Here is a 19,807-nt window from a genome sequence, read left to right on the forward strand (position 1 = left end):
CGGCTACGACCCGTTGGCCGGGACCAGTCAATTCGTCGGCCCGGCTGGTGATGGAGTAAATGATGCGGGCGGCTGGTCGACGTGTCTGCGCGACTAAGCCAGCTCGGCTGGGTCAATATCGATGTGCCAGCTGACCTGCTGTTGGTCGCGCGGATAATGCTGGTGTAGCGGGGTTAGGCTCTGGTGCAGATGGCTGCGCTTGTCACTCTGCACGATGAGCATAAAGCGGTGTTTGCCGGCGCGCCGGGACAGTAGGGCGGGAATGGGCCCCAACACCCGAACTCGTTTCGTACTCAATAGATAATGCGCCATTTGCTGCAGGCGCGCCTCGGCTCGATCGGCGAAGGCGCTATCGCAGCGAATTACCGCCAGATAGCCAAAGGGCGGCAGGCCACTGCGTTGGCGCTCGGCCAGCAGGTCGTTGGCAAAGGTACGATAGTCATGCTGCTTGAGCGGCACAAAGATCGGATCGTCCGGGTAATAGGTCTGGATCAATACTTCGCCGCGCCGTTCGCCGCGCCCGGAGCGACCGGAGACCTGGGTTAAGAGTTGCCCCATGCGTTCCCGCGCGCGCAGATCGGCACTGAACAGTCCGATATCGATATCCCAAATGCCGACCAGTGTCACCCGCTCAAAATGGTGGCCTTTGGCCAGCATCTGGGTGCCGACGATGATCGCCGGACCGGGCAGGTCGGTGCGCTCCAGTTGGGCGACAAACTTGTGTCGAGTACTGGCGGCATCGCGATCGAAACGAATCACCGGAACCGCGGGAAAGAGTTCGCCGAGCAGTTCTTCGGCCCGCTCGGTGCCGGTGCCCATGGCCGATACCTGGTTGGAATGGCAGGTGGGGCAGCTCTTGCGCGGCGCCTCGCGATGGCCACAATGATGGCAAATGTTGCTATAGCCCTGGCGATGATGGGTTAGATGCGCATCGCAAAACACACAGTCGGCCATCCAGCCACAGTCAGCGCAAAACCAAGATGGCGCGTAGCCGCGCCGATTTAGGAACAGCAGCACCTGGTTGCCATCGGCCAGATGGTCGGCCACACGCATCAGGAGCCGTTCAGACAGCCCGTTCTGATGTTGCTGTTTGCGCATGTCGATGGTCTCCACGCCGGGCAGGGCCATCCCGCCGGCACGATGATTTAACAGCAGGTGGCCAAAGCGACCGGTTTGAGCGTTGTGTAAACTTTCCAATGACGGCGTTGCCGTACCCAGGATTATGGGAATGCCGGCATCGTGGGCACGTTTGAGCGCCACATCGCGCGCCTGATAGCGCAGGCTATCTTGCTGTTTATAGGACAGGTCGTGCTCTTCATCGACCACGATCAGTCCGAGATTGGGTAATGGAGTGAGCACTGCCGAGCGGGTGCCAATTACGATCGCGGCCTGTCCGAGGCTGGCTTGCAGCCAAGCCGACAGGCGTTGCGCGTCGGACAGGCCAGAATGCAAGGCCACTACGCGATCCTGGAAACGACTTTGGAAGCGCTGAATGGTCTGCGGAGTCAGACCAATTTCCGGTACCAGTACCAAAGCGCGTTTGCCTTCCCGCAGGCAGCGTTCGATCGCCTGTAAATAGACTTCGGTCTTGCCGCTCCCAGTGACCCCTTCCAGCAGAAAGGGTGAATAGGGCTCGCGATTGACCGCATCGAGCGCCAGTTGCTGCTCATTATTGAGCTCAAGGGCCGGTTCAAACAAAGTGCCCGTAGGGGCTATGGGCTGGTCGTCCTGATGGATTTGGATCGTGATCAGGTCCTTCTTAACCAGACTGGTCAGTTGGCCGCGACTGAAGCCGCGCTCGCGCAGTGCGCGCACCGTACTGGTAGAAATGTCTTGCAGCAAGGCGATCAACTGTTGTTGAGCCACTGAGCGTTTCAGTTGGTCGGGCAGGATCGCCACACCGGGGACCGTCAGGGTGACCCATTCCTCGACCGGCAACTCGGCGCCGCCGCCTTTGCGCAACAGGGCAGGCAGAGCAAGCAGAAAGCCGCTGCTGAATTCATGCAGGTAATAGCGCCCCAACCACGCCGCCAGCGCCAAGATGTCGGCCGGCAGCAAGGCGCCTGGGTCGAGTACGGCGCCGATGGGCTTGAGCCTTTCAATGGGATAGTCCGCGCCATCGGGCCCGGGCGCGACGGTCACTCCGACCACGCTCCGGCGACCTAGGGGGACCAGGCAACGCGCGCCGAGTGCAACCGGGCTGTGATGGCAGTAACCGAGCGGTCCACTGAAGGGGCCGGGTATGGCGACATGGATTCTATAGGGCGGAATCTTTATTTGGCTTGTCAAATGATTGGACTCTGGTAGTATTGCGCTCCCTTTTTGGGGGCTGGTCGAATGACCATTGTGCCCCTAAAGTTTATGTTCCGTCAAAGCGCGGTGCCCGGCAACGACCAGGTAGCGGCGTAAATTGAGGTATTAGTTATGCAAGATAATATGCACCCTAAATATGAAGCCCTTACTGCAACTTGTTCGTGCGGTAATGTTATTGCCACCCAGTCAACTCGTGTTGGTGCCATGCACTTAGACGTATGTTCCGCTTGCCACCCTTTCTACACGGGTAAGCAGAAGAATGTTGATATCGGCGGTCGAATTGACAAGTTCAACACCCGTTTCGGCGGACGTAAAATCGGTAAGTGATCCGTCACATCGATTGTTAGAAGAAGCCCGGTTTATACTGGGTTTTTTTTATGCGGGCAATTTCTGCTCCGGCCCGTCCTTTAGGGTCTTTGGGCATCTTCAAACGCCGCCGATGGCACGATAATTGGTGCTTGGTAAAATGATACTAAGCTTAGGTTGAGCGCGGGGCAGCGCGGCGTTATGCTAGCGCCACCGAAAACACCAATAACAACAGGAAGTATTCATGTCTGACAACTTCAAGCAAGACGCTCTCGATTATCATGCCAACCCCAAGCCCGGCAAGCTCAGCATCGAAATCAGCACCCCTGCAGAAACATCACGCGACCTGGCGTTAGCCTATAGCCCGGGTGTTGCCGAGCCAGTGCGCGCTATTGCCGCCAATCCAGATGATGCCTACAAGTACACCATTAAGGGTAATCTGGTCGCCGTTGTCTCCAATGGCAGCGCCATTTTGGGCTTGGGCAACCTGGGCAGTTTGGCCAGTAAGCCAGTTATGGAAGGTAAGGCATTGTTGTTTAAGCGCTTTGCCGCTATCGATTCAGTCGACATCGAGATCAATTCTGCCGATATCGACGAAATAGTACGCACTGTTGAGCTGATCGCCGATACCTTTGGTGGCATCAACTTGGAAGACATTAAGGCACCGGAGTGTTTCGAAATTGAACGCCGTCTGATCGAATCTTGCGATATTCCGATTATGCACGACGATCAACATGGTACCGCCATCGTGACCGTAGCCGGTATGTTGAATGCGCTGGAAATTCAGGGTAAAGACATCGCCACGGCGAAAATGGTTTGTCTAGGTGCCGGTGCGGCAGCCATCTCTTGTGCTCGCCTGCTGGTTGCGGCGGGTATGAACAAAGACAACGTAATAATGATTGATCGAACCGGGGTGATCTACACCGGTCGTGAAGGCGTCAACCAGTACAAAGCTGAGTTTGCCAATGACGTCACCGAAACACGCACACTGGCCGAAGCGATTGTTGGTGCCGACGTGTTCTTGGGCCTGTCGGGTGCGAACCAATTGTCGGTTGAAAACCTGCGTGCCATGGCCGCTAAGCCTGTCGTGTTTGCTTGCTCTAACCCGGACCCTGAAATTTCGCCGGAACTGGCGCGGGCCGAACGCAGCGATTTAATTATGGCCACCGGTCGCTCGGACTATCCAAACCAGGTCAATAATGTCTTGGGCTTCCCCTTTATCTTTCGCGGAGCCTTAGATGTTCGTGCTAGCAAGATTAACGAGGCGATGAAGTTGGCGGCGGCCTATGCCCTGCGTGATCTGGCCAAAGAGCCAGTATTGCAAGAAGTGGTTGATGCTTACGGCGGTGCAGCCTTTGTCTACGGTCAAGAGTATATTATTCCCAAGCCGTTGGACCCGCGCCTGTTAATTAGCGTGGCCGGTGCCGTAGCACGCGCCGCGGTGGATTCCGGGGTGGCGCGTCTGCCTTTGCCAGAGCATTACAAACTCTAGCATCGACCATCAGGCCTGCTCACCAGCAGGTCGCTGCCGCCAGAGAGTGTTTCTGGCGGCATCTTTGCATCATATGAGTCCACTGAAGCGAGATAAACACACGCTCATTAACCCTGCTAAGGGTATGTTCGTAGGTGTAACGCTGACCTGACGGCGCCCATATTTCCAGAAAGAGCTAATTTGATGTTAGGATAGTAAAAGAAGCAGTATTTATTTGTTACTAATCAGACCCTGATTGAGTTCACTGAAAAACATGACAATGACAAACGATAACCCACTCGATGAATCGACAATGGCTTTTTGGCTAACCCATCCGGACCCGACCCAAGCGTCGGTTCACCTGGCATTACAGTGGTTAGCTCATGTTTATCCTGCGAGTGAGAAACAAATCGATCGAATCCTTAATTCAGCGCTGCCCTATGCGGACAGCGCCCTGTCTGCGCGCTGGGCGCAGTTTCTTGAACAGCAAGACGTGGAAGGTCACATAGATGCCCTGACATGGATCGCGGACACTCTGTCCGAACAACAGATCCCCTTTTTGATCGATACGTGCTGGCGTTTGCTCTTGGTCGACCATGAATTCCCCACTCAGGTGCCATTGGCCTTGCGGATTATCGGCCGGATAGTCGACTTTGAGGACAGCCAGCAAATGGTTATTGGCGCTGCTGTATTTAACGAATATGCAGAGGACGATCTAGAGCGCCCCCGGGCACCCTTGGTGCCCATTGATCCGCGTTATCTTGACCGGGTCGAGTGGCGACTCTATGGCCACAGTGCGACGCACCGGCGTACATCCTATCCGGTTGTGAACCAGGCTGACAAAAATCGTGGCGGCCTCTATGGCTTTATTGGCGGCACCGTCTTTGGTGCCCTACTGGTCGGTGGTCTGGTTTTTGGGCCGCTGCAGCTGGGTCGTTTACAGGTCCCTACCATGTCGCATGATGGGTTGTTGGCCGACGCTCAGCCGGCGTCAAGTGCCCCAGCTCCGGTTGAGATGGTGAGTCCAAAGCTAGTCACCACCCCAGAACCGGTCTACAGTGCTATTTTGCCTGCCGATATGGCGAGCCCAGCGGCAGTCGCTACCGAGTCCGCCCCTGCCGACATACCGACGGCACCGATTGGTTTGACTAATATTGCATCGGCGCCCATTGAGCAGGAGCCCACGGCACCGACAGAAATGCGTGCCGAACGGGTGGGCGATGTTGTGGCGCCTGGCGAAGCGGTGCTTGAGCCGGTGACCATGGTGGTCGTTGAATCGCCAGCGCCAGCGCCACCGCCAGCGCCACCGGTTATCGAGGCAATACCCTTGGCCGTGACGGAACAGCTTGGCGTTGTTACCATCGACCCTTTGGCAGAACGCGCACGCCCAGCAGTCACACCATCGGCCCAGTGGCTCGGCAGTCGAGTCTTGATGGAAGTCACCGCGACGATCCTGAACGTTCGCCGTGAGCCATTGGTCGACAGCCCGGTGCTGATCAAGTTAGCAACCAACGCACGGGTTTGGGCCTATCCGGGTCAAGTGGGTGGGCAATGGATGGCGGTCAAGGTTGAGGGCGAAACCGGTTATGCCAGCGCCCGATTCTTAGCGGAAGTGGACTTGCCATAAGCTACTCTGGTAATTCGAGTGCCAGGTTCAGTTCGCTTAACTGGCTTAGAGCTCTCGCTCGATATCGCTGCCGAACCTGGCTGCCGGCGGGTTTGGTTAGGTAGTAAGCGATCAATTGGGCTTTTTCAGCCGGCACCGCCAATTCATCCAGCCGCACCAATAAGCGATCCTCGGCATCGAAATCTGGCGGCGGTAAACTGACCACCTCCTTTAGCTCCAGACTCTCACCTCGAACCAAGCGTTCAATCAACTTCTGATACTGACGGGCAAAGATTGGTCGCGTGGTGCGTTCTGTTTCTGAGCGCAGCCTAAAGTAGCCGACCTGCTGCGCGGCCAGTTGCACAATAAGATGACTCCAACCATGATTCGATGGATCATGACTGAAACGGCACCCTTCCAAATAGGCGTCTTCTAGGGCTGGTAAGCCTAGTGTCTCGGGTGAGGGTTGCAGTAGTTTCAAAAATTCGGCGATGGTCGGTGGCCAAGCATGCTCACGTTTGCAGCGTTCCAGGGCAAACTCAATCAGATTCGCCGAGGTACCCAGTAGCGTCATGGCCCATTCGCGTTTGGCCTGATTTAGCGTAGTTTCGTCCCGGTAGGCACTTTCGAAGCGATGGGTGTAAATATGGTGGAAGCGGGCAAAAATCATATTGATTAACACCTTGGTGTCGTGATCAATGCTTGGCCGCTTACCAGTCAGTATCCCGGATATTTCGGAGGGCATCTCGGACCTGGGTGCGCTTGTCTCGAGCAGGCTCTGCAGACTCACCATTTGTCGCTTGTTGTCGGTCATGTCTACCCTTGGAATTGAGTGAGTCGTGCCAGGATCGCTGAACCCAGTTCAGGAAGCGAACATCCCAACTGATTTCGGTTCGGTCTGTGGCTGTGTAATACTGCCGGAATTTCGCCAATTCGGAAAGGGCAAATTCCATTGGAATATCGTGGAAGGCGAGCAGTTTTGGAAAGCTGTCACTCGGCTCCCAATCTTGGCCGAGCCGGCTCTTGCGAGCTCGGCCGGCTGGCGTTGCCGGTGGATCGTTTTTTAGATAGGCCAGCTCTTCGTCGAATTGATTGCGCTGGCGTGTCTCATTTATAGGTTCGCTTAGGGCGTAGACCGGCACTGGCTCGCTGCGCAACGCCGGCCGGCTCGCCTGGATCGTGGGCTCCGCCGGCGCCATGACCTGGAGCTTAGCTGCGTTATCGAATAGGGCGGTATCGCAGACAATGGTCCAAGGCCCCTCACCCCTGACCTGGACCAGCCCGAGCGCCCTGAGGCGCTTAAGCACGAGGCTGAATTGACTGGCGGTCCAGAACGGCACCAATGTTTGCTGTTGTTGCCGACTTAACGGGACTTCGGCGCTGCCCTGCAGTTGTTGCAGATCAAACAGCAGCTGCACCAAAAGAGCCTCTTCCAGGCCGAGAGTTTGGGCCAAAAGAGGTGACACCAGCAACATTTTTTCCAAGAGTATCACAGCCTTTTGTCGGTTTAGCGGAGTCTAAACGAAGTTAAATACAGCCGGTCATTATATCACAGGGTCAGGCATCGAGTGAGTTTGTATCGTCGTTTGAACGCTGACATTTTTGCCGCGGCGGCCTTGGTATTGCCGTCAGCGGCTGCAAAGTGAGGCAGGGACGCCAGAAGAGGCTGGTAAGTTGGGCCGGGCTTAGTTAGCCTGTCGCTTTTGATCTGCAGACGCATCAACAGGAGACGCGTGACCATGGCCGATGTGATTGAGGTGCGGTCCTTAACAAAAACCTATGGCTCTCTGCTGGCCGTCGACGGTATCAGCTTTGCCATCGCCGAAGGCAGTTGCTTTGGTCTGCTCGGTCCCAATGGCGCCGGTAAAACCACGACCATCGAGATGCTCGAGGGTATCGTTAAGCCCACATCGGGTCTGATTAGCCTCTTTGGCCAGCCGGCCAGCAAGGCGCTCTATAGTCGTGTGGGTATTCAATTCCAGCATACGGCCTTGCAGGATCATCTCACCGTGGCCGAAACCCTGCAGCTCTTTGCATCCTTTTATGAACAGCCGGCCGCCATCGCAGAACTGGTCGAGCTGTGTGCTCTGGGTGAGTTTATCCGCCAGGACGCGCGCAAATTGTCGGGCGGCCAGCGGCAGCGGATGTTGCTCGCGTTAGCGTTGATCAACAATCCCGATCTGGTGTTTCTCGATGAACCGACTACCGGTCTGGACCCTCAGGCACGGCGTAATTTTTGGGACCTGATCGGTGCCATCAAGGCGCAGGGGAAAACCATCGTCCTGACGACTCACTATATGGATGAGGCGCAGATGTTATGCGATACCATTGCCATTCTCGATCAGGGTCAGATAGTCGCGCGCGGCTCCCCCAGCAGTCTGTTGGCCGAGCATTTTCAGGGCGTGCTGGTGCAATTGCCCAAGGCCAATCTGGTCGGCAAGGCGGTTGATCTGGCCTTTGTGGAACGCAATCAGCACATCGAGTTACTCACGGAACAGCTCGATAAGACGCTACAACAGTTGCTTGCTCAGGGTATCCCTTTAGATGGTATGCAGATCAAGAGTGCTAACCTGGATGATCTGTTTCTCAAACTAACCGGCCATGCGCTACGGGGGTAGGCACTATGAAACGTATGCTGGCTGTTTTTCGGGCCCGAAACACCGAGTTCTTTCGCGATCGCAGTACCTTTACCTGGAATCTGTTATTTCCATTTCTGCTCTTGCTCGGCTTCTACTATATTTTTGGCCAAGCACAACCCATGTATAAGGTTGGGGTCCTGTCGGAACAGGATGGCTACATCAGTCGCCCAGTCTTTATGGCCACCAAACACATTCAATTTATTCCCTATGGCGACCTCGAGCGCGGCTTGGCCCCCTTAGCCCGCCATCAGATCGATCTGCTGATCGATATTGATCGAGCGCAATACTGGGTCAATGAGGAGAGTCGAAAGGGCTATATGGCTGAACAGATCTTGGCGGTCAGGGATCCGGATTTTAACCGCACGGTGATTCGGGGCAGCGCCATTCGTTATGTCGATTGGGTCTTGCCCGGCATTATCGGCATGAATATTATGTTTAGTGCCCTCTTTGGTGTCGGTTACGCCATCGTTCGCTATCGTAAAAATGGGGTGCTCAAGCGGTTGAATGCGACGCCGTTGACCGCCTTGGAATTTATCGGCGGTCAGCTGATGTCGCGCATTGTGATGGTGGTGATTGTCGGTCTGGTACTCTTGCTGGGCGCGCGTTTTTTGCTCTCGACCTTGATGCTCGGCAGCCTGGCCTTGCTAGTATTGACCATGTTTATGGGGGCTTTGGCGTTGGTCAGTCTAGGGTTGCTGGTTGCCGCCCGCCTGCGCAGTGAGGAATTTACCGGCGGGTTATTGAATATGACCACTTGGCCGATGATGGGCTTATCCGAGGTCTGGTTTTCACTGGAGGGCGCTCCGCACCTGGTGCATCAGATTTCCCAGCTGATGCCTCTGACCCATCTGGTCCAAGCACTGCGGGCGATCATGGTCGATGGCGCCGGCTTTGTCGCCATCAGCGATCATCTGGCGGTTCTAGCGCTGATGTCGGCGATCTTTCTGGCCATCGGTTCGATGACCTTTAGCTGGGCTGCCGACGGCCGCTAGCGCGTCGGGCGCCCTAATTAAAGGCCTTCTTCGATGGTCAAGGGCGGTGTGATGATATCCGGCGTCGGCTCGCCACCTTGGGCCTCATAGCGTTTTAGGGCGTCCAGGCATAGATCGTAGCCGCGTTCGATATTTTTGTCCGCAAGATGGTAATCGAATAGGCCGCCGCAATCGTAGGGCACTTCGACCAAAATATCGGGAATATTGGCCGCCAACTTCATCTGGGCGATGGTGTTTTGCATTGTTTCGATACTGCGGTTGAGCAGTTCCAACGTGCTGTATTCGTTCGCACGTCGACTCTCTGGTTCCACAGCATCCTCGCTTTTCCAACGATCGATAAACCGGCCGATGGCCCGTTGCACGCCGCGCTGCGATACCTGATCGAGCGCGATATGCGGCTCGCGCGACTGGCTAACCATATTGAAGGGTGTTCGTTTGGCATTCAGATTGACTGCGATGGTCAGATCCGTGACCTGCTGCATGGCTGCCGACACCGGAACCGGATTGAGCACGCCACCGTCGACCAGCCACATATCGCGATAGTTGTGCGGTTTAAAGACCGAGGGGATCGCAATAGAGCCTCGAATGGCCTCGAATAGGCTGCCGTCGGTAAACCAGACTTCCTTCTGGCGATCCAAATCCACCGCGACAACGGTTAATTTGATGGTCAGGTCCTCGATGACCTGATCTTTGACCAGCGAGCTGAGCGCATCCATCAGCTTAACGCCTTTAAAGAAGCCTCCACCGGTAAAGCTGAGATCGAGCAGGCCTAACACATCCTTGCGCTCCAAGGCGGTAACCCAGCTTTGCAGCCGATCCAGCTGCCCCGCCGCATAGAAGCCACCGACCAGCGCACCGATGCTGGCGCCGGCAATGTTTTCGATCTGATAGCCCTGATCTTCCAAACATCGAATCACGCCGATGTGGGCCATGCCACGGGCGCCGCCGCTGCCGAGAACCAAAGACACGGTTTTTGCTGCCATCTGTAACTCCTTAAGGGGGATCGTACCAGGCGAGTGGCCATTGGCGGCCGAACGCGCAGCCGCTGAGCAGGGCATGGGTAAGGCCTAGTTGACCGCTGAACCCAGTTCCCACATCGGCAAAAAGACGCCCAGTGCCAAAATCAGGACCATAGCGCCCATAAACATCAATAACAAGGGTTCGATCGATTCGGCCATGCGTTTTAAATCGTATTCTACTTCTTGGTCATAGAAGTCGGCGATGTCGACCAACAGATCGGAGACATTACCGGTCTCCTCGCCGACGGCAATCATTTGCAGAATCAGCGGATTGAACATCCCGCTGCTCGATGCCGTCGCCAAGAGCGACTCGCCCCGCTCGATGCCATTCTGCATGCCGTCAATGCCCTTGCCTATATGCTCATTGCCAACGGTGCGGGCGGTCACTGCTAGGGCCTGCAGCAAGGGTACGCCGGCCTCGAGCATCATCGCGAAGGGTCGGGCGAAGCGGCCCAGAGCGACCCGTTCGAAGATGCCGCCAAGAATCGGTACCTTTAACACCCATCGGTCCCAGGTGAGGAGCCCAGATGGGGTTTTTTTCCAACGCACCAGGGCAATAATACTGCCGGCGAGCACGCCCAAGATGGCCCACCAGTAAGCGATCATAAAGTTTGAACTGGCGATGAGCAGCAGCGTCGGCGCGGGCAGGTCGGCACCGAGCTTGCTGAAAATACTGGCAAACTGTGGCACCACAAAAATATTAATAATAAATAGTGCAATCAGGATAAAGACGGTAACGATCATCGGGTATCGGGTCGCGGCGACGATCTTTTTACGGGTGTCCTTTTCCAGTTCCAGATGATCGATCAACTGCTTAAAGGCGGAGTCGAGTCGACCGGTGGTTTCACCCATGCGAATCATCGACACAAAGAGCTCCCCGAACACCTCCGGATGGCCGCGAAAGGCGTTTGACATGGTGGTGCCCTGGGTTAGGCTGCGGGTGATATCGCGCAGCACCCGGGCCAGCACCGGCGAACGGGTAGCATCGGCCAAGCCGCTGATCGCCCGGATCAACGGAATGCCCGAGCGTGCCAAGGCATACATTTGCCGACTGAACATGATCAGTTCGTCGATCGAGACGGTAGTGGGTTGAAAGAGCCTTGATAGGCTCGCCCAAAGCGTGCTCAGCGACAGACCGGTGCCCTTGAGTTGGCCACTAGCCGGTTCGACTCGGGTGGCGATCAGGCTTTGACGCTTCAGTTGCGCCAACACCGCGCTGCGCGACTCAGCGCTTAGGATGCCCTCTACCTGGGCGCCCTGGCCGTCGCGGCCTTGATAATAGAAGTCAGCCATCGAGCTCGGCCCCCATATGGGCCACAGCCATATTGGGTCGATCGCCCTCGAAGTCATCGAGATCGATCGAAATGCGGAACACCTCATCCAGATGGGTGATGCCCGCCTGCGCGTATTCCAGGGCCAACTCTTCCATCGTCTTAAAGTTGGGATTGTTCCGCGCTGCATCGATAAAGGCATTGTGATTTTGATCGCGCAGAGCCATCAACAGCGCGTCATCTAACTCTAACCATTCATAGACGGCGATCCGGCCGGTATAGCCGGTATTATTGCAGTGGTAGCAACCCTCGCCGCGATGGAACTGGCCATTGGCAAATTTGCCGCCGAGCATATTGCGTAACCATAGCTGTTGGCGCGAATCGGGTTGGTGCGGTACTCGGCACTCCAAGCAGATTCGGCGCAACAGTCGCTGGGCCAAAATTCCGCGCAGTGCGGTGGCCACCATATAGGCTTGCACGCCCATATCGGCCAGGCGTATGGCACTGGAGACCGCATCGTTGGTGTGTAGGGTACTCATCACCAGGTGACCGGTCATCGCCGCTCGAACGCCAATGGCGACGGTTTCCTGGTCACGCATTTCACCGATCAAGACGATATCGGGATCTTGGCGCAGGGCCGTGCGCAAGATATGGGCAAAGGTCAGATTGATCTTGGTGTTGACCTGTACCTGATTGATACGACTCAAGCGATACTCGATCGGATCCTCTGCGGTGATGATCTTCCGACTGGGCGTATTCAGCGTCGACAGGGCCGAGTAGAGGGTGGTGGTCTTGCCACTGCCGGTCGGGCCGGTAACCAGTATCAAGCCGTGGGGTCGTTCAATCATGATTTCAAAGCGTTTGCGAATATCCTCTGGCATACCGAGCGCCTCTAAGCTCAAAATGCCGGACGACTGATCGAGTAACCGCATCACCACCGACTCGCCAAACTGTACCGGCATGGTCGAGATGCGGATATCGACCGAACGATTGCGCACTCGGACATTGAAGCGGCCATCTTGCGGCAGGCGACGTTCGGCGATATCCAGATTGGACATGATTTTCAAACGCATCACCAGGGCCGACGCGACGCGTTTTTCCTTAATCACCTGCTCTTGCAGAACGCCATCGACGCGCATGCGGATTCGAAATACGTTCTCGTCCGGTTCGATGTGAATATCCGATGCTTTAATGGTCACCGCATCTTCCAGCACCGACTGCAGCAAGCGCACCACCGGGGCATCCTGCAGGTCGCTGTCATCGGCCAGACCGGCTAGGTCGAAGTCGGAGTGGGACAGCTCACTGTCGAGTTCACCGGCCAATGATTCGATTGCGCTGGTGTTGCGATAGACAATGTCGAGCGTCGCCAAGAGTTCCGATTCGCGTACGATTGCCGGGTAAATGGTTTTGTTAAGGGCCTTTTCCACCGCGTCCATGGCCATCAGGTCGAGCGGGTCGGCCATGGCCAGCTGCAGGCCGTCCTGGTGCTCGGCTAAAATTAAGCAGCGAAAGCGGCGCGCAACGGACTCATCGAGTGCCAGCATCAGCTTGCTGTCGAGCTGAAATTGGCGCAATTCAATAAAGGGAATCTTGAGATGTTCAGACAGGATCGAGAGCAGTTGCAGTTCTTGAATTAGGCCCATATCGAGCAGCACCCGGCCGATTTTCTTGCCAGTGATTTTTTGCTCCTGCAGAGCCAAACCCAGTTGCCCGGAAGTGATCGCACCGGCCTCGACGAGTAGGTCGCCGAGTCGAATTCTTGCCCCTTTGGTGGCCGATGAGGCTGCTTGCGTCGTCATCTTAGGATCTACCCGGGGCCATTAATACCCACCGAGGGCGGTCAAACGTTGCTGGCTAAACTGCGTCAAGGCCGGATCCTCTAATTCAAAAAGTGTTAGATAAGTTTGGTACAGAGATCTGGATTTCGCCAGTTGTGCGCTGTTTTCACTGTTAATCGCCCAAAACAGTAGCCAGCGACCGTTCTCGGGATTTACCTGATAGAGCGCTTCGAATAGCTTTGCGGCCAATTGGGGGCGGTCGGTGCGTTCATAGATTAGACCGAGCAGTGCGTTGGCGTCCGAGCCCGTGAGGGTCGTTAACAACGGCTCGGCAGCCCGATAGAAACCACTATTGATGTAGATGCGTGCCAACCAGATGCGCGGTACTGGATCACTCGGGGCGGCGCCGAGCCACTGTTTTAAAATGGCTTCGGCCTGTTCGATAGCCCCCTCGGCCACGGCCTGCTGGACCTGCTGTTGCCACAGGTTCTTGCTGCGCACAATAACCTTATCAGTCGGCGGCTCGACCGATATCGAGTCGATCAGCTCTGCGCGCAAGCCAGGGTCGATCAAACCCTCCCCACTCGCGGCGCGGGCAGTGCCCGAGCGTGCGGATGGCGCGGCGCTGGACACAGGACTTTTAGCCCGGGTCTGAACCGTGCTTGGTATGACCTGGGTTAGGCTCGATTGGGCTGCGGGAGGAAGTGTGGGGGTGGCATTCTGCACCGCAGCGGAGGTTGCGCGGTCGGACCTGAGCGTTTTTTTGCGCGCGCTCGCGCTGGCCACCCTAGGCGGGGCATCCCCCGAGGTCGGGGTTAGGGTGCTGTGCGCTACCCCAGGCAAGGCTGCAGCTGTCACGATGGTCTGGTTCAGTGCATCTTGACGCGATTCAGTGGCGGCGCCTGCCGGTACCTCGTCAGTTGCCGGATTGTTGCTGGAGCTCTGTTCGGATTCGATCTCGAGCCGCGACTCGGGCGTCAATGCATCCGAGGTTAAGGCCTCAGGTATCAAGGTTTCTGGCTCAGAAGTAAGCACCTCTGATTTGGTGACCGGCCACGCGACCACCGCGATGGCTGCCCAGATCAGTAGTCCGCCAATAATAACCAGCGGTGAGATCGTAGCTGGAGAGGATTCCTGGGGCGTCGAGAGCGGGTTGTACTCATTCTTTGGACCTTGGCTTGAGGCTCGTTCGGCTTGGCGCAGCGCCTTATGAATAAGGCTCACACCAATCTCCAATAGACGGCGGCAGCAAATAACAGCGTGGCCACTAGGGTTAACCAAGACGCGAGCTTAAGGCTTGGTGCTCGCTCCGCAGTGTCTTGACCGTATTGGCCGTCGGCCACTGCGCGCTGTATATGGACCGGTAAAACCTCTTGGCTTTGGTCGGCAAAGGCCGCCATTAGGGATTTATGGGCGATTACGTTGATCATTCGGGGTGTGCCGTGGGCCGTGCGGAATAACAGATCAACGGCTTTGCTGCTAAACAAAGCAGGCCCGTTGTAACCGCATTGGCCTAGACGAAAGGCAATATATTGGCCGGTTTCCAAGGCGCTCAGCGGTTGCAGATAATGGGCGAAGGTAATGCGTTGGCGCAGCTGGCGGAAGCGATCTTCATTTAATAGGGTGTCCAATTCGGTCTGACCAAAAAGGATCACCTGGACCAGTTTTTTCTCTTCCGTTTCCAGATTGGTAATCAGTCGCAAGGCTTCCAGAGTTGCGGCTGGCAACGATTGCGCCTCATCGATAACAATCACAACACTTTTGTTCAATTCGGCCAAGGCGAGGATTTTTTCAGTGATATGGCTCAAGAGGGCATCGTGATCATTCTGCTGCTCGGCCAGCAAGCCCAATTCTTGACCCACGGCACGATACAGTCCCACCGATGAGAGCATCGGGTTGGGTATATAGACCGAATGGTATGCTTCGGCCTGATCGGCATCGAGGAAGCGCAATAGTTTTCGACACAGGATGGTTTTACCGGTGCCGACTTCACCAACCACCTTGAGGAAACCCTCACCGCTTTCTAAGACGTGAATCAAGAGCGCAAAGCAGCGCTCGTGGCCGGGCAGATTAACAAACAGACCGGTGTCCGGGGTCAGCGAAAAGGGTTTTTTAGTTAAGCCGAAAAAAGTTTCATACATGATTATTCAAATCGTTCCAAAACAGTGTCCACGTCGTTCAGACTGGTGTATTGATCGTACACCGTGGGTTTCAACAGTATCACCAATTCGCTCTTTTGTTGGCTATTGCGATCTTGGTTAAACAACCAGCGTAGCCCTGGGATCTTACTAAACCAGGGCAGTCCAGTCGAACCCAAATCCTGCTTCTGTTGCAATAGTCCGCCAATCACAACAATCTGACCATTGGTCGCACGGATGATGCTATCGGATTCGCGAATGTTTGAATAGGCCAAGGGTAGGGAGTAGGTCTCGCTGCCAAGGTTGATCACCTTGGTGCGGCCAACAACCTCGGTCACGGTCGGTCGCACATGCAGGGTGACCGAGTTGTCATCGGAGATTTGTGGCGTGACATCGAGCGCGATGCCGGAAAAGAACTGTTGCAGTTCAACCGCCGGGGTGACCTGACCTTCGGTGCCGGAGGCAACATTGGTGACGGTGGCAAAAAACTCATCGGTACCCACCTTAATCACCGCTTTCTGGTTGTTGACCGTCGCAACCCGCGGACTGGACAGCACCTGAACATCGCCCTGATGATCGAGTAATTGCAGCATGGCACTAAAGTTATCGAGTGTCAGGCTGAGATTGAATATACCGCCGGCGTTGCCGATGCCGGTAAGATTGTCGCCGGACAAGCCGGTACCGACCGAGTCATTCGCCCCGCCAACCCTATCGTTAAAGAGCGACCAATTGATGCCGGAGCGATACTGTTGGTCGAGCGTGACCTCAACTATTTTGGCTTCAATTATGACCTGTTTTTGCAGTATTAATGCGGCATCGGCGAGAAAGCGGGCAATGGCCGCATGCTCGGTGCTGGAAGCACTGACCACCAGCAGACCCGTCTGCGGATTGATCACCACAGCATCGCTGTTGCCCTCATTGGAATTGATAAAGCCCAGTAGCGAGCGTTTGATGCCGTCCCAAAAATTCCCTTCCGTGCCCACCAAATTGGTGGCAAAGGCTGTGGTGACCGTGTTGCTGTCGTCGCCACCGACGGTGGTTTTGGAATTACCGGTCCGTTCTATATTTAGATAATTGAGCCGATAGATGCGCGTTGATACCTGATTGGGAGCAATTCGATAGCCATAGCTAGTGCGGCTAAACTCGTAGCCATAGATATCGCGTAGGACGGCAATGACTTGGGTTAGGGTGACGTTGCGCAGCGACAGTGTGATGCTGCCGAGCACTAATGGATCGATCACTATATTGAGCCCTTGGCTGCGACCCAATTCGGCGAAAAACAGTGCGGCCGGTCGATTGGTGGCCTCAATGTCGATGCGCTGCTCACTTTCGGGCGGTGTCGTTAAGGTCAGCAAATCTTGGGTCAGGGCGCGGGGTGACAGCACCGGGTCGAGCGTCCCAGCGTTGTTGGTGACGGTGTCTGGACGATCGCCTGCCAGCTCGGCGCGCACATCGAGCGGTGGCATATCGACCTGAGCCGATTGATGGGCACAACCGCTCAGACCGATTGCGATCAGGGTCAGCCATGGCCAGATACTAGGTTTGATCAAGGTGTTAATCCTCTTGTGCCGATGAAATAACCAGTTCACCGGTCGATTGTAGAGTTAATCGGGTGGTTTGACTTCCCCGTTTGAGTCGCACGCTGGTGGCATCGATGGCGATTAGGGTATAGCCATCGATCCGATCGCCAACCGCCTGTTCTCTATTGCCAGAAAAAATCGCGCGTTGCCAAGCGCCGATAATTACAATGCCAGTTAACTGCGGCACCCGCGGGCTTGGCGCCCTCACCTTGTCGGGCACGCTACTGTTTTGTGCCGATTGCGGGTCGGGACGCATGGGATTGGCCCAGCTAATCAACGGAATGACCAAGAGCAGAAGCCGTAAAGAGGGTGCGAGTCTAAACATTCAACCAGTCCTTGTCTTGACTTAAAGTATGGACAATCAGTTCGATGCGCATCAGGGGAAATGATTCGGTCTGAATCGTTAAGGCATCCCAGAACAGCTGGGTCGGTAAGGCTTCGATTTTAGCTAAATAGGCGATTAGGGCATCAAAACCGCCTTCCAACTCGAGCTTGAGCGCATGTTGGTAAAACAGCTGGGCGCCATCGACATCGGATTCGATCACCGTGACCGGTTGAACCTGAAAACTGACCAATGCCAGTTGCCCCTGCTTGTCGAGCAACTCCTTTAGCAAGGCGACCATTCGATCGGGCGACATCAACGATTCATCGATGCGTGCGATCCGATCCTGCAAGCTATCCAGCTGCATTTGCAAATCGTCATTGCTATTTTTCAGCGCAATGATTTTGGGATTGTTGCGCGCCGTTTCGAGTCCGCTCAGAGTGGCTTGATAGCGCGCCACATCGGTCTGAATCCGGCCAATGCGCTCGAGTATGAGCGTATGTTTGTCGAAGCCAGTGAGCCGCAATCCGGCCCACGTCAGCAGCAGCACGGCGGCACCGATTAGCAGCACGATCATGACCCGCTCGCGCATTGAGCGGCGATCGATTAATAAGCGCAGCGCGTAGGATTGTCGATTCAGCATTAGGGTCGCTCCACGCTAACGCGTTCACGATGATTGGACAGGGTGAAACGCCATAAATTGGATCGGCCGGGGGACTTGGCCAGCGCTAATTGATCGATGCCGATGCCGCCGAAACTCGACCGCCCAAGCCGATCGAGGTACTGCGGTATAAGTTCAGGGTTGCGCACAAAACCGTCCAGACTGAAAAACCGTTGGCCGTCTTTAAGCGCAATGGCGTTCAACCAGAGACCGTCGATATCCTGCTCCGCCAAATGAATCAACGGAGTGTGGAAGCCCTCGATGGCATTCTCAACCTGATTGGTCAGCCCACTATAGGTTTCTCGAGCCGTCTGCAGTTGGCCAGCGAGCTGCAGGTTGATGCTCGACAATTGGCTTGCGTTAGTGAGAGCCGGGTAGCGCTGACGAAATTGATTGAGCCGCTCTAAGCTGCTCACCGCCTCGGCCTGCCATTGTTGTTGTTCGCTTAGTAACCCCTGGCGCGCCAGTAGCGATAGCCCAACCCACGCGCCCGCCAGCAGCAGCGAAATCAGCACCGCGCCGACAAAGACTGGCAATTGCATCTTGCCGTAACCGGGCAATAGGTCGTCGCGCAGTAGGTTGATCTGGCGGGTCATTGCGCCGCTGCTCGGAACAGGGTGCCGGCCAAACCAAAATAGTCCGCCGGGTCCTGGTCGCTCTGGGCCATGCGAATGTCCATCAGATCGTTCGGGTCGAGCCGTTCGAAGCGCACCCCCAACTTATCGGCTAACCGGTCGGCCAGTACATGGTGCTGGGGATCGCATAAAAATTGAATCTCGGCAATCGCACCCAGGCCGAGTTGGGACTCGTAATAATCGAGGGAGCGGCGAATTTCCAGCACCAGGGCTTCAAATTGGATGATCGCTTGGGTGTCCTCGGCCACCGTCACTTCCAATTCGCCCTCCAGTACAGTGCTTTCGCTGAGCAGACTCGAAAGGCCAATATCGAAGGTACGCGTCAGCACCATTTCCTGATGGTAATTGAGCACCAAGCGACTGTTATGGGTTTTTAGATGAAAAACCCCGGATTCATTGAAATTTTGTTTCACCAACGCTAAATTGCGCAATTGGGTGGTTTCTATATCGATAATATCCACCCGGATACCCAGACGAATCAGTCCCATCAGCCAGAGCCGCAGCGGATTCTTGCGCGCGGCAATAATCAGCGCCATGCGCATGCGGCCGCGGTAGGCCTCTTTGGGCAGATGAATGGTATCCAGGGTAGCATCATCGAGATCATAGCTGAGCAGATCGCCGGCCTTGAGCTCGATAGCTGCAGCCATTTCGGCCTCCGGCACGTCCGGCACGTCCGATAATAATATTTGATAAAGTCCATCGGCGAGCAAGATATTGAGCCTTCCGGCGACCTGCGATTTAACCCATCGGGTCTGGGCATCGATCTGCTCAAACGGCTTGGCGCTGGCTGTACTGGCCTTGATCGCTAGATAAGGCAGGCCGCTCTTGGTCTTGCCCGTTTCGAACAAAGTCAGACCATTGGGCAACATATAGAGCCAGTTTTGGGTGTTATGTAGGTATACGGTACTTGCAGACATCTAGGACCCAGCTCTTTTTTTATTAGTTCACAACCTATAATCAGTCTAGCAAGGGTTTTTGTTTACTGCCCAATTAGCAGCATATTTAGGTGGATTTTGCATTCGGCATGGTTTCGGTTGCTGGCACCCAAGCACGCTGATGACGGCCGTCTCGGTCAG

18 protein-coding genes are annotated in these 19,807 nt (G+C 55.6%); 5 read left to right on the forward strand and 13 right to left on the reverse strand.

Annotated features, from left to right (window positions below; genetic code table 11):
* Positions 1-93 precede the first annotated feature (93 nt).
* Positions 94-2,289, reverse strand: coding sequence for a primosomal protein N' (locus AC4FIC_RS02210; protein WP_158524396.1), 2,196 nt, complete (start codon positions 2,287-2,289; stop codon positions 94-96).
* A 135-nt stretch (positions 2,290-2,424) separates the two neighbouring features.
* Between AC4FIC_RS02210 and rpmE the strand changes: the two genes are divergently transcribed.
* The 3 genes from rpmE (at position 2,425) to AC4FIC_RS02225 (ending at position 5,717) form a co-directional block, all read left to right on the forward strand.
* A complete protein-coding gene (gene rpmE / locus AC4FIC_RS02215) occupies positions 2,425-2,640 on the forward strand; it encodes a 50S ribosomal protein L31 (RefSeq protein WP_100258187.1) in 216 nt (71 codons plus the stop codon).
* A gap of 223 nt (positions 2,641-2,863) precedes the next feature.
* The gene (locus tag AC4FIC_RS02220; RefSeq protein WP_100258186.1) at positions 2,864-4,111 is read left to right on the forward strand and encodes a malic enzyme-like NAD(P)-binding protein; all 1,248 of its coding nucleotides are present in this window, start codon (positions 2,864-2,866) and stop codon (positions 4,109-4,111) included.
* Between the two features lie 259 nt (positions 4,112-4,370).
* Positions 4,371-5,717 carry an SH3 domain-containing protein gene (locus AC4FIC_RS02225; protein ID WP_476194816.1) on the forward strand — a complete coding sequence of 449 codons (1,347 nt, stop codon included), beginning with the start codon at positions 4,371-4,373 and terminating at the stop codon, positions 5,715-5,717.
* 1 nt (position 5,718) lies between these two features.
* On the opposite strand, the gene AC4FIC_RS02230 is transcribed toward AC4FIC_RS02225, so the two are convergent.
* On the reverse strand, positions 5,719-6,510 hold the full coding sequence (locus AC4FIC_RS02230; protein ID WP_145980304.1) for a replication protein P: 792 nt from the start codon (positions 6,508-6,510) through the stop codon (positions 5,719-5,721).
* Positions 6,407-7,171: a DnaT-like ssDNA-binding domain-containing protein gene (locus tag AC4FIC_RS02235; RefSeq protein WP_100258183.1), complete on the reverse strand. Its 765-nt coding sequence runs from the start codon at positions 7,169-7,171 to the stop codon at positions 6,407-6,409. Before AC4FIC_RS02235 ends, AC4FIC_RS02230 begins: the two co-directional genes overlap by 104 nt.
* 264 nt (positions 7,172-7,435) lie before the next feature.
* Between AC4FIC_RS02235 and AC4FIC_RS02240 the strand changes: the two genes are divergently transcribed.
* The gene (locus AC4FIC_RS02240) at positions 7,436-8,314 is read left to right on the forward strand and encodes an ABC transporter ATP-binding protein (protein WP_100258181.1); all 879 of its coding nucleotides are present in this window, start codon (positions 7,436-7,438) and stop codon (positions 8,312-8,314) included.
* Positions 8,315-8,319: 5 nt separating this feature from the next.
* Positions 8,320-9,327, forward strand: coding sequence for an ABC transporter permease (locus AC4FIC_RS02245; RefSeq protein WP_100258180.1), 1,008 nt, complete (start codon positions 8,320-8,322; stop codon positions 9,325-9,327).
* 17 nt (positions 9,328-9,344) lie between these two features.
* Here AC4FIC_RS02245 and AC4FIC_RS02250 read toward each other — a convergent pair whose 3' ends face one another.
* The 10 genes from AC4FIC_RS02250 to AC4FIC_RS02295 form a co-directional block, all read right to left on the reverse strand.
* The gene (locus tag AC4FIC_RS02250) at positions 9,345-10,310 is read right to left on the reverse strand and encodes a patatin-like phospholipase family protein (RefSeq protein ID WP_100258179.1); all 966 of its coding nucleotides are present in this window, start codon (positions 10,308-10,310) and stop codon (positions 9,345-9,347) included.
* A gap of 84 nt (positions 10,311-10,394) precedes the next feature.
* A complete protein-coding gene (locus AC4FIC_RS02255; protein WP_100258178.1) occupies positions 10,395-11,639 on the reverse strand; it encodes a type II secretion system F family protein in 1,245 nt (414 codons plus the stop codon).
* Complete coding sequence (locus tag AC4FIC_RS02260) at positions 11,632-13,416, reverse strand: GspE/PulE family protein (protein ID WP_100258177.1); 1,785 nt, start codon at positions 13,414-13,416, stop codon at positions 11,632-11,634. The genes AC4FIC_RS02255 and AC4FIC_RS02260 overlap by 8 nt, the downstream gene beginning before the upstream one ends.
* Before the next feature lie 21 nt (positions 13,417-13,437).
* A complete protein-coding gene (locus tag AC4FIC_RS02265; protein WP_158524395.1) occupies positions 13,438-14,619 on the reverse strand; it encodes a tetratricopeptide repeat protein in 1,182 nt (393 codons plus the stop codon).
* The gene (locus AC4FIC_RS02270) at positions 14,616-15,536 is read right to left on the reverse strand and encodes an ExeA family protein (protein ID WP_100258176.1); all 921 of its coding nucleotides are present in this window, start codon (positions 15,534-15,536) and stop codon (positions 14,616-14,618) included. Before AC4FIC_RS02270 ends, AC4FIC_RS02265 begins: the two co-directional genes overlap by 4 nt.
* Before the next feature lie 2 nt (positions 15,537-15,538).
* Entirely contained in the window at positions 15,539-17,083 is a 1,545-nt protein-coding gene (gene mshL, locus AC4FIC_RS02275) for a pilus (MSHA type) biogenesis protein MshL (RefSeq protein WP_100258175.1), read from the reverse strand.
* Positions 17,084-17,087: 4 nt separating this feature from the next.
* Positions 17,088-17,438, reverse strand: coding sequence for a hypothetical protein (locus tag AC4FIC_RS02280; protein WP_100258174.1), 351 nt, complete (start codon positions 17,436-17,438; stop codon positions 17,088-17,090).
* The gene (locus tag AC4FIC_RS02285; protein ID WP_100258173.1) at positions 17,431-18,078 is read right to left on the reverse strand and encodes a hypothetical protein; all 648 of its coding nucleotides are present in this window, start codon (positions 18,076-18,078) and stop codon (positions 17,431-17,433) included. The genes AC4FIC_RS02280 and AC4FIC_RS02285 overlap by 8 nt, the downstream gene beginning before the upstream one ends.
* Positions 18,078-18,692 carry a hypothetical protein gene (locus AC4FIC_RS02290; protein ID WP_100258172.1) on the reverse strand — a complete coding sequence of 205 codons (615 nt, stop codon included), beginning with the start codon at positions 18,690-18,692 and terminating at the stop codon, positions 18,078-18,080. The genes AC4FIC_RS02285 and AC4FIC_RS02290 overlap by 1 nt, the downstream gene beginning before the upstream one ends.
* Entirely contained in the window at positions 18,689-19,648 is a 960-nt protein-coding gene (locus tag AC4FIC_RS02295; protein WP_490359371.1) for a hypothetical protein, read from the reverse strand. The genes AC4FIC_RS02290 and AC4FIC_RS02295 overlap by 4 nt, the downstream gene beginning before the upstream one ends.
* Between the last annotated feature and the right edge of the window lie 159 nt (positions 19,649-19,807).

It is taken from the genome of Reinekea sp., from assembly GCF_982785585.1.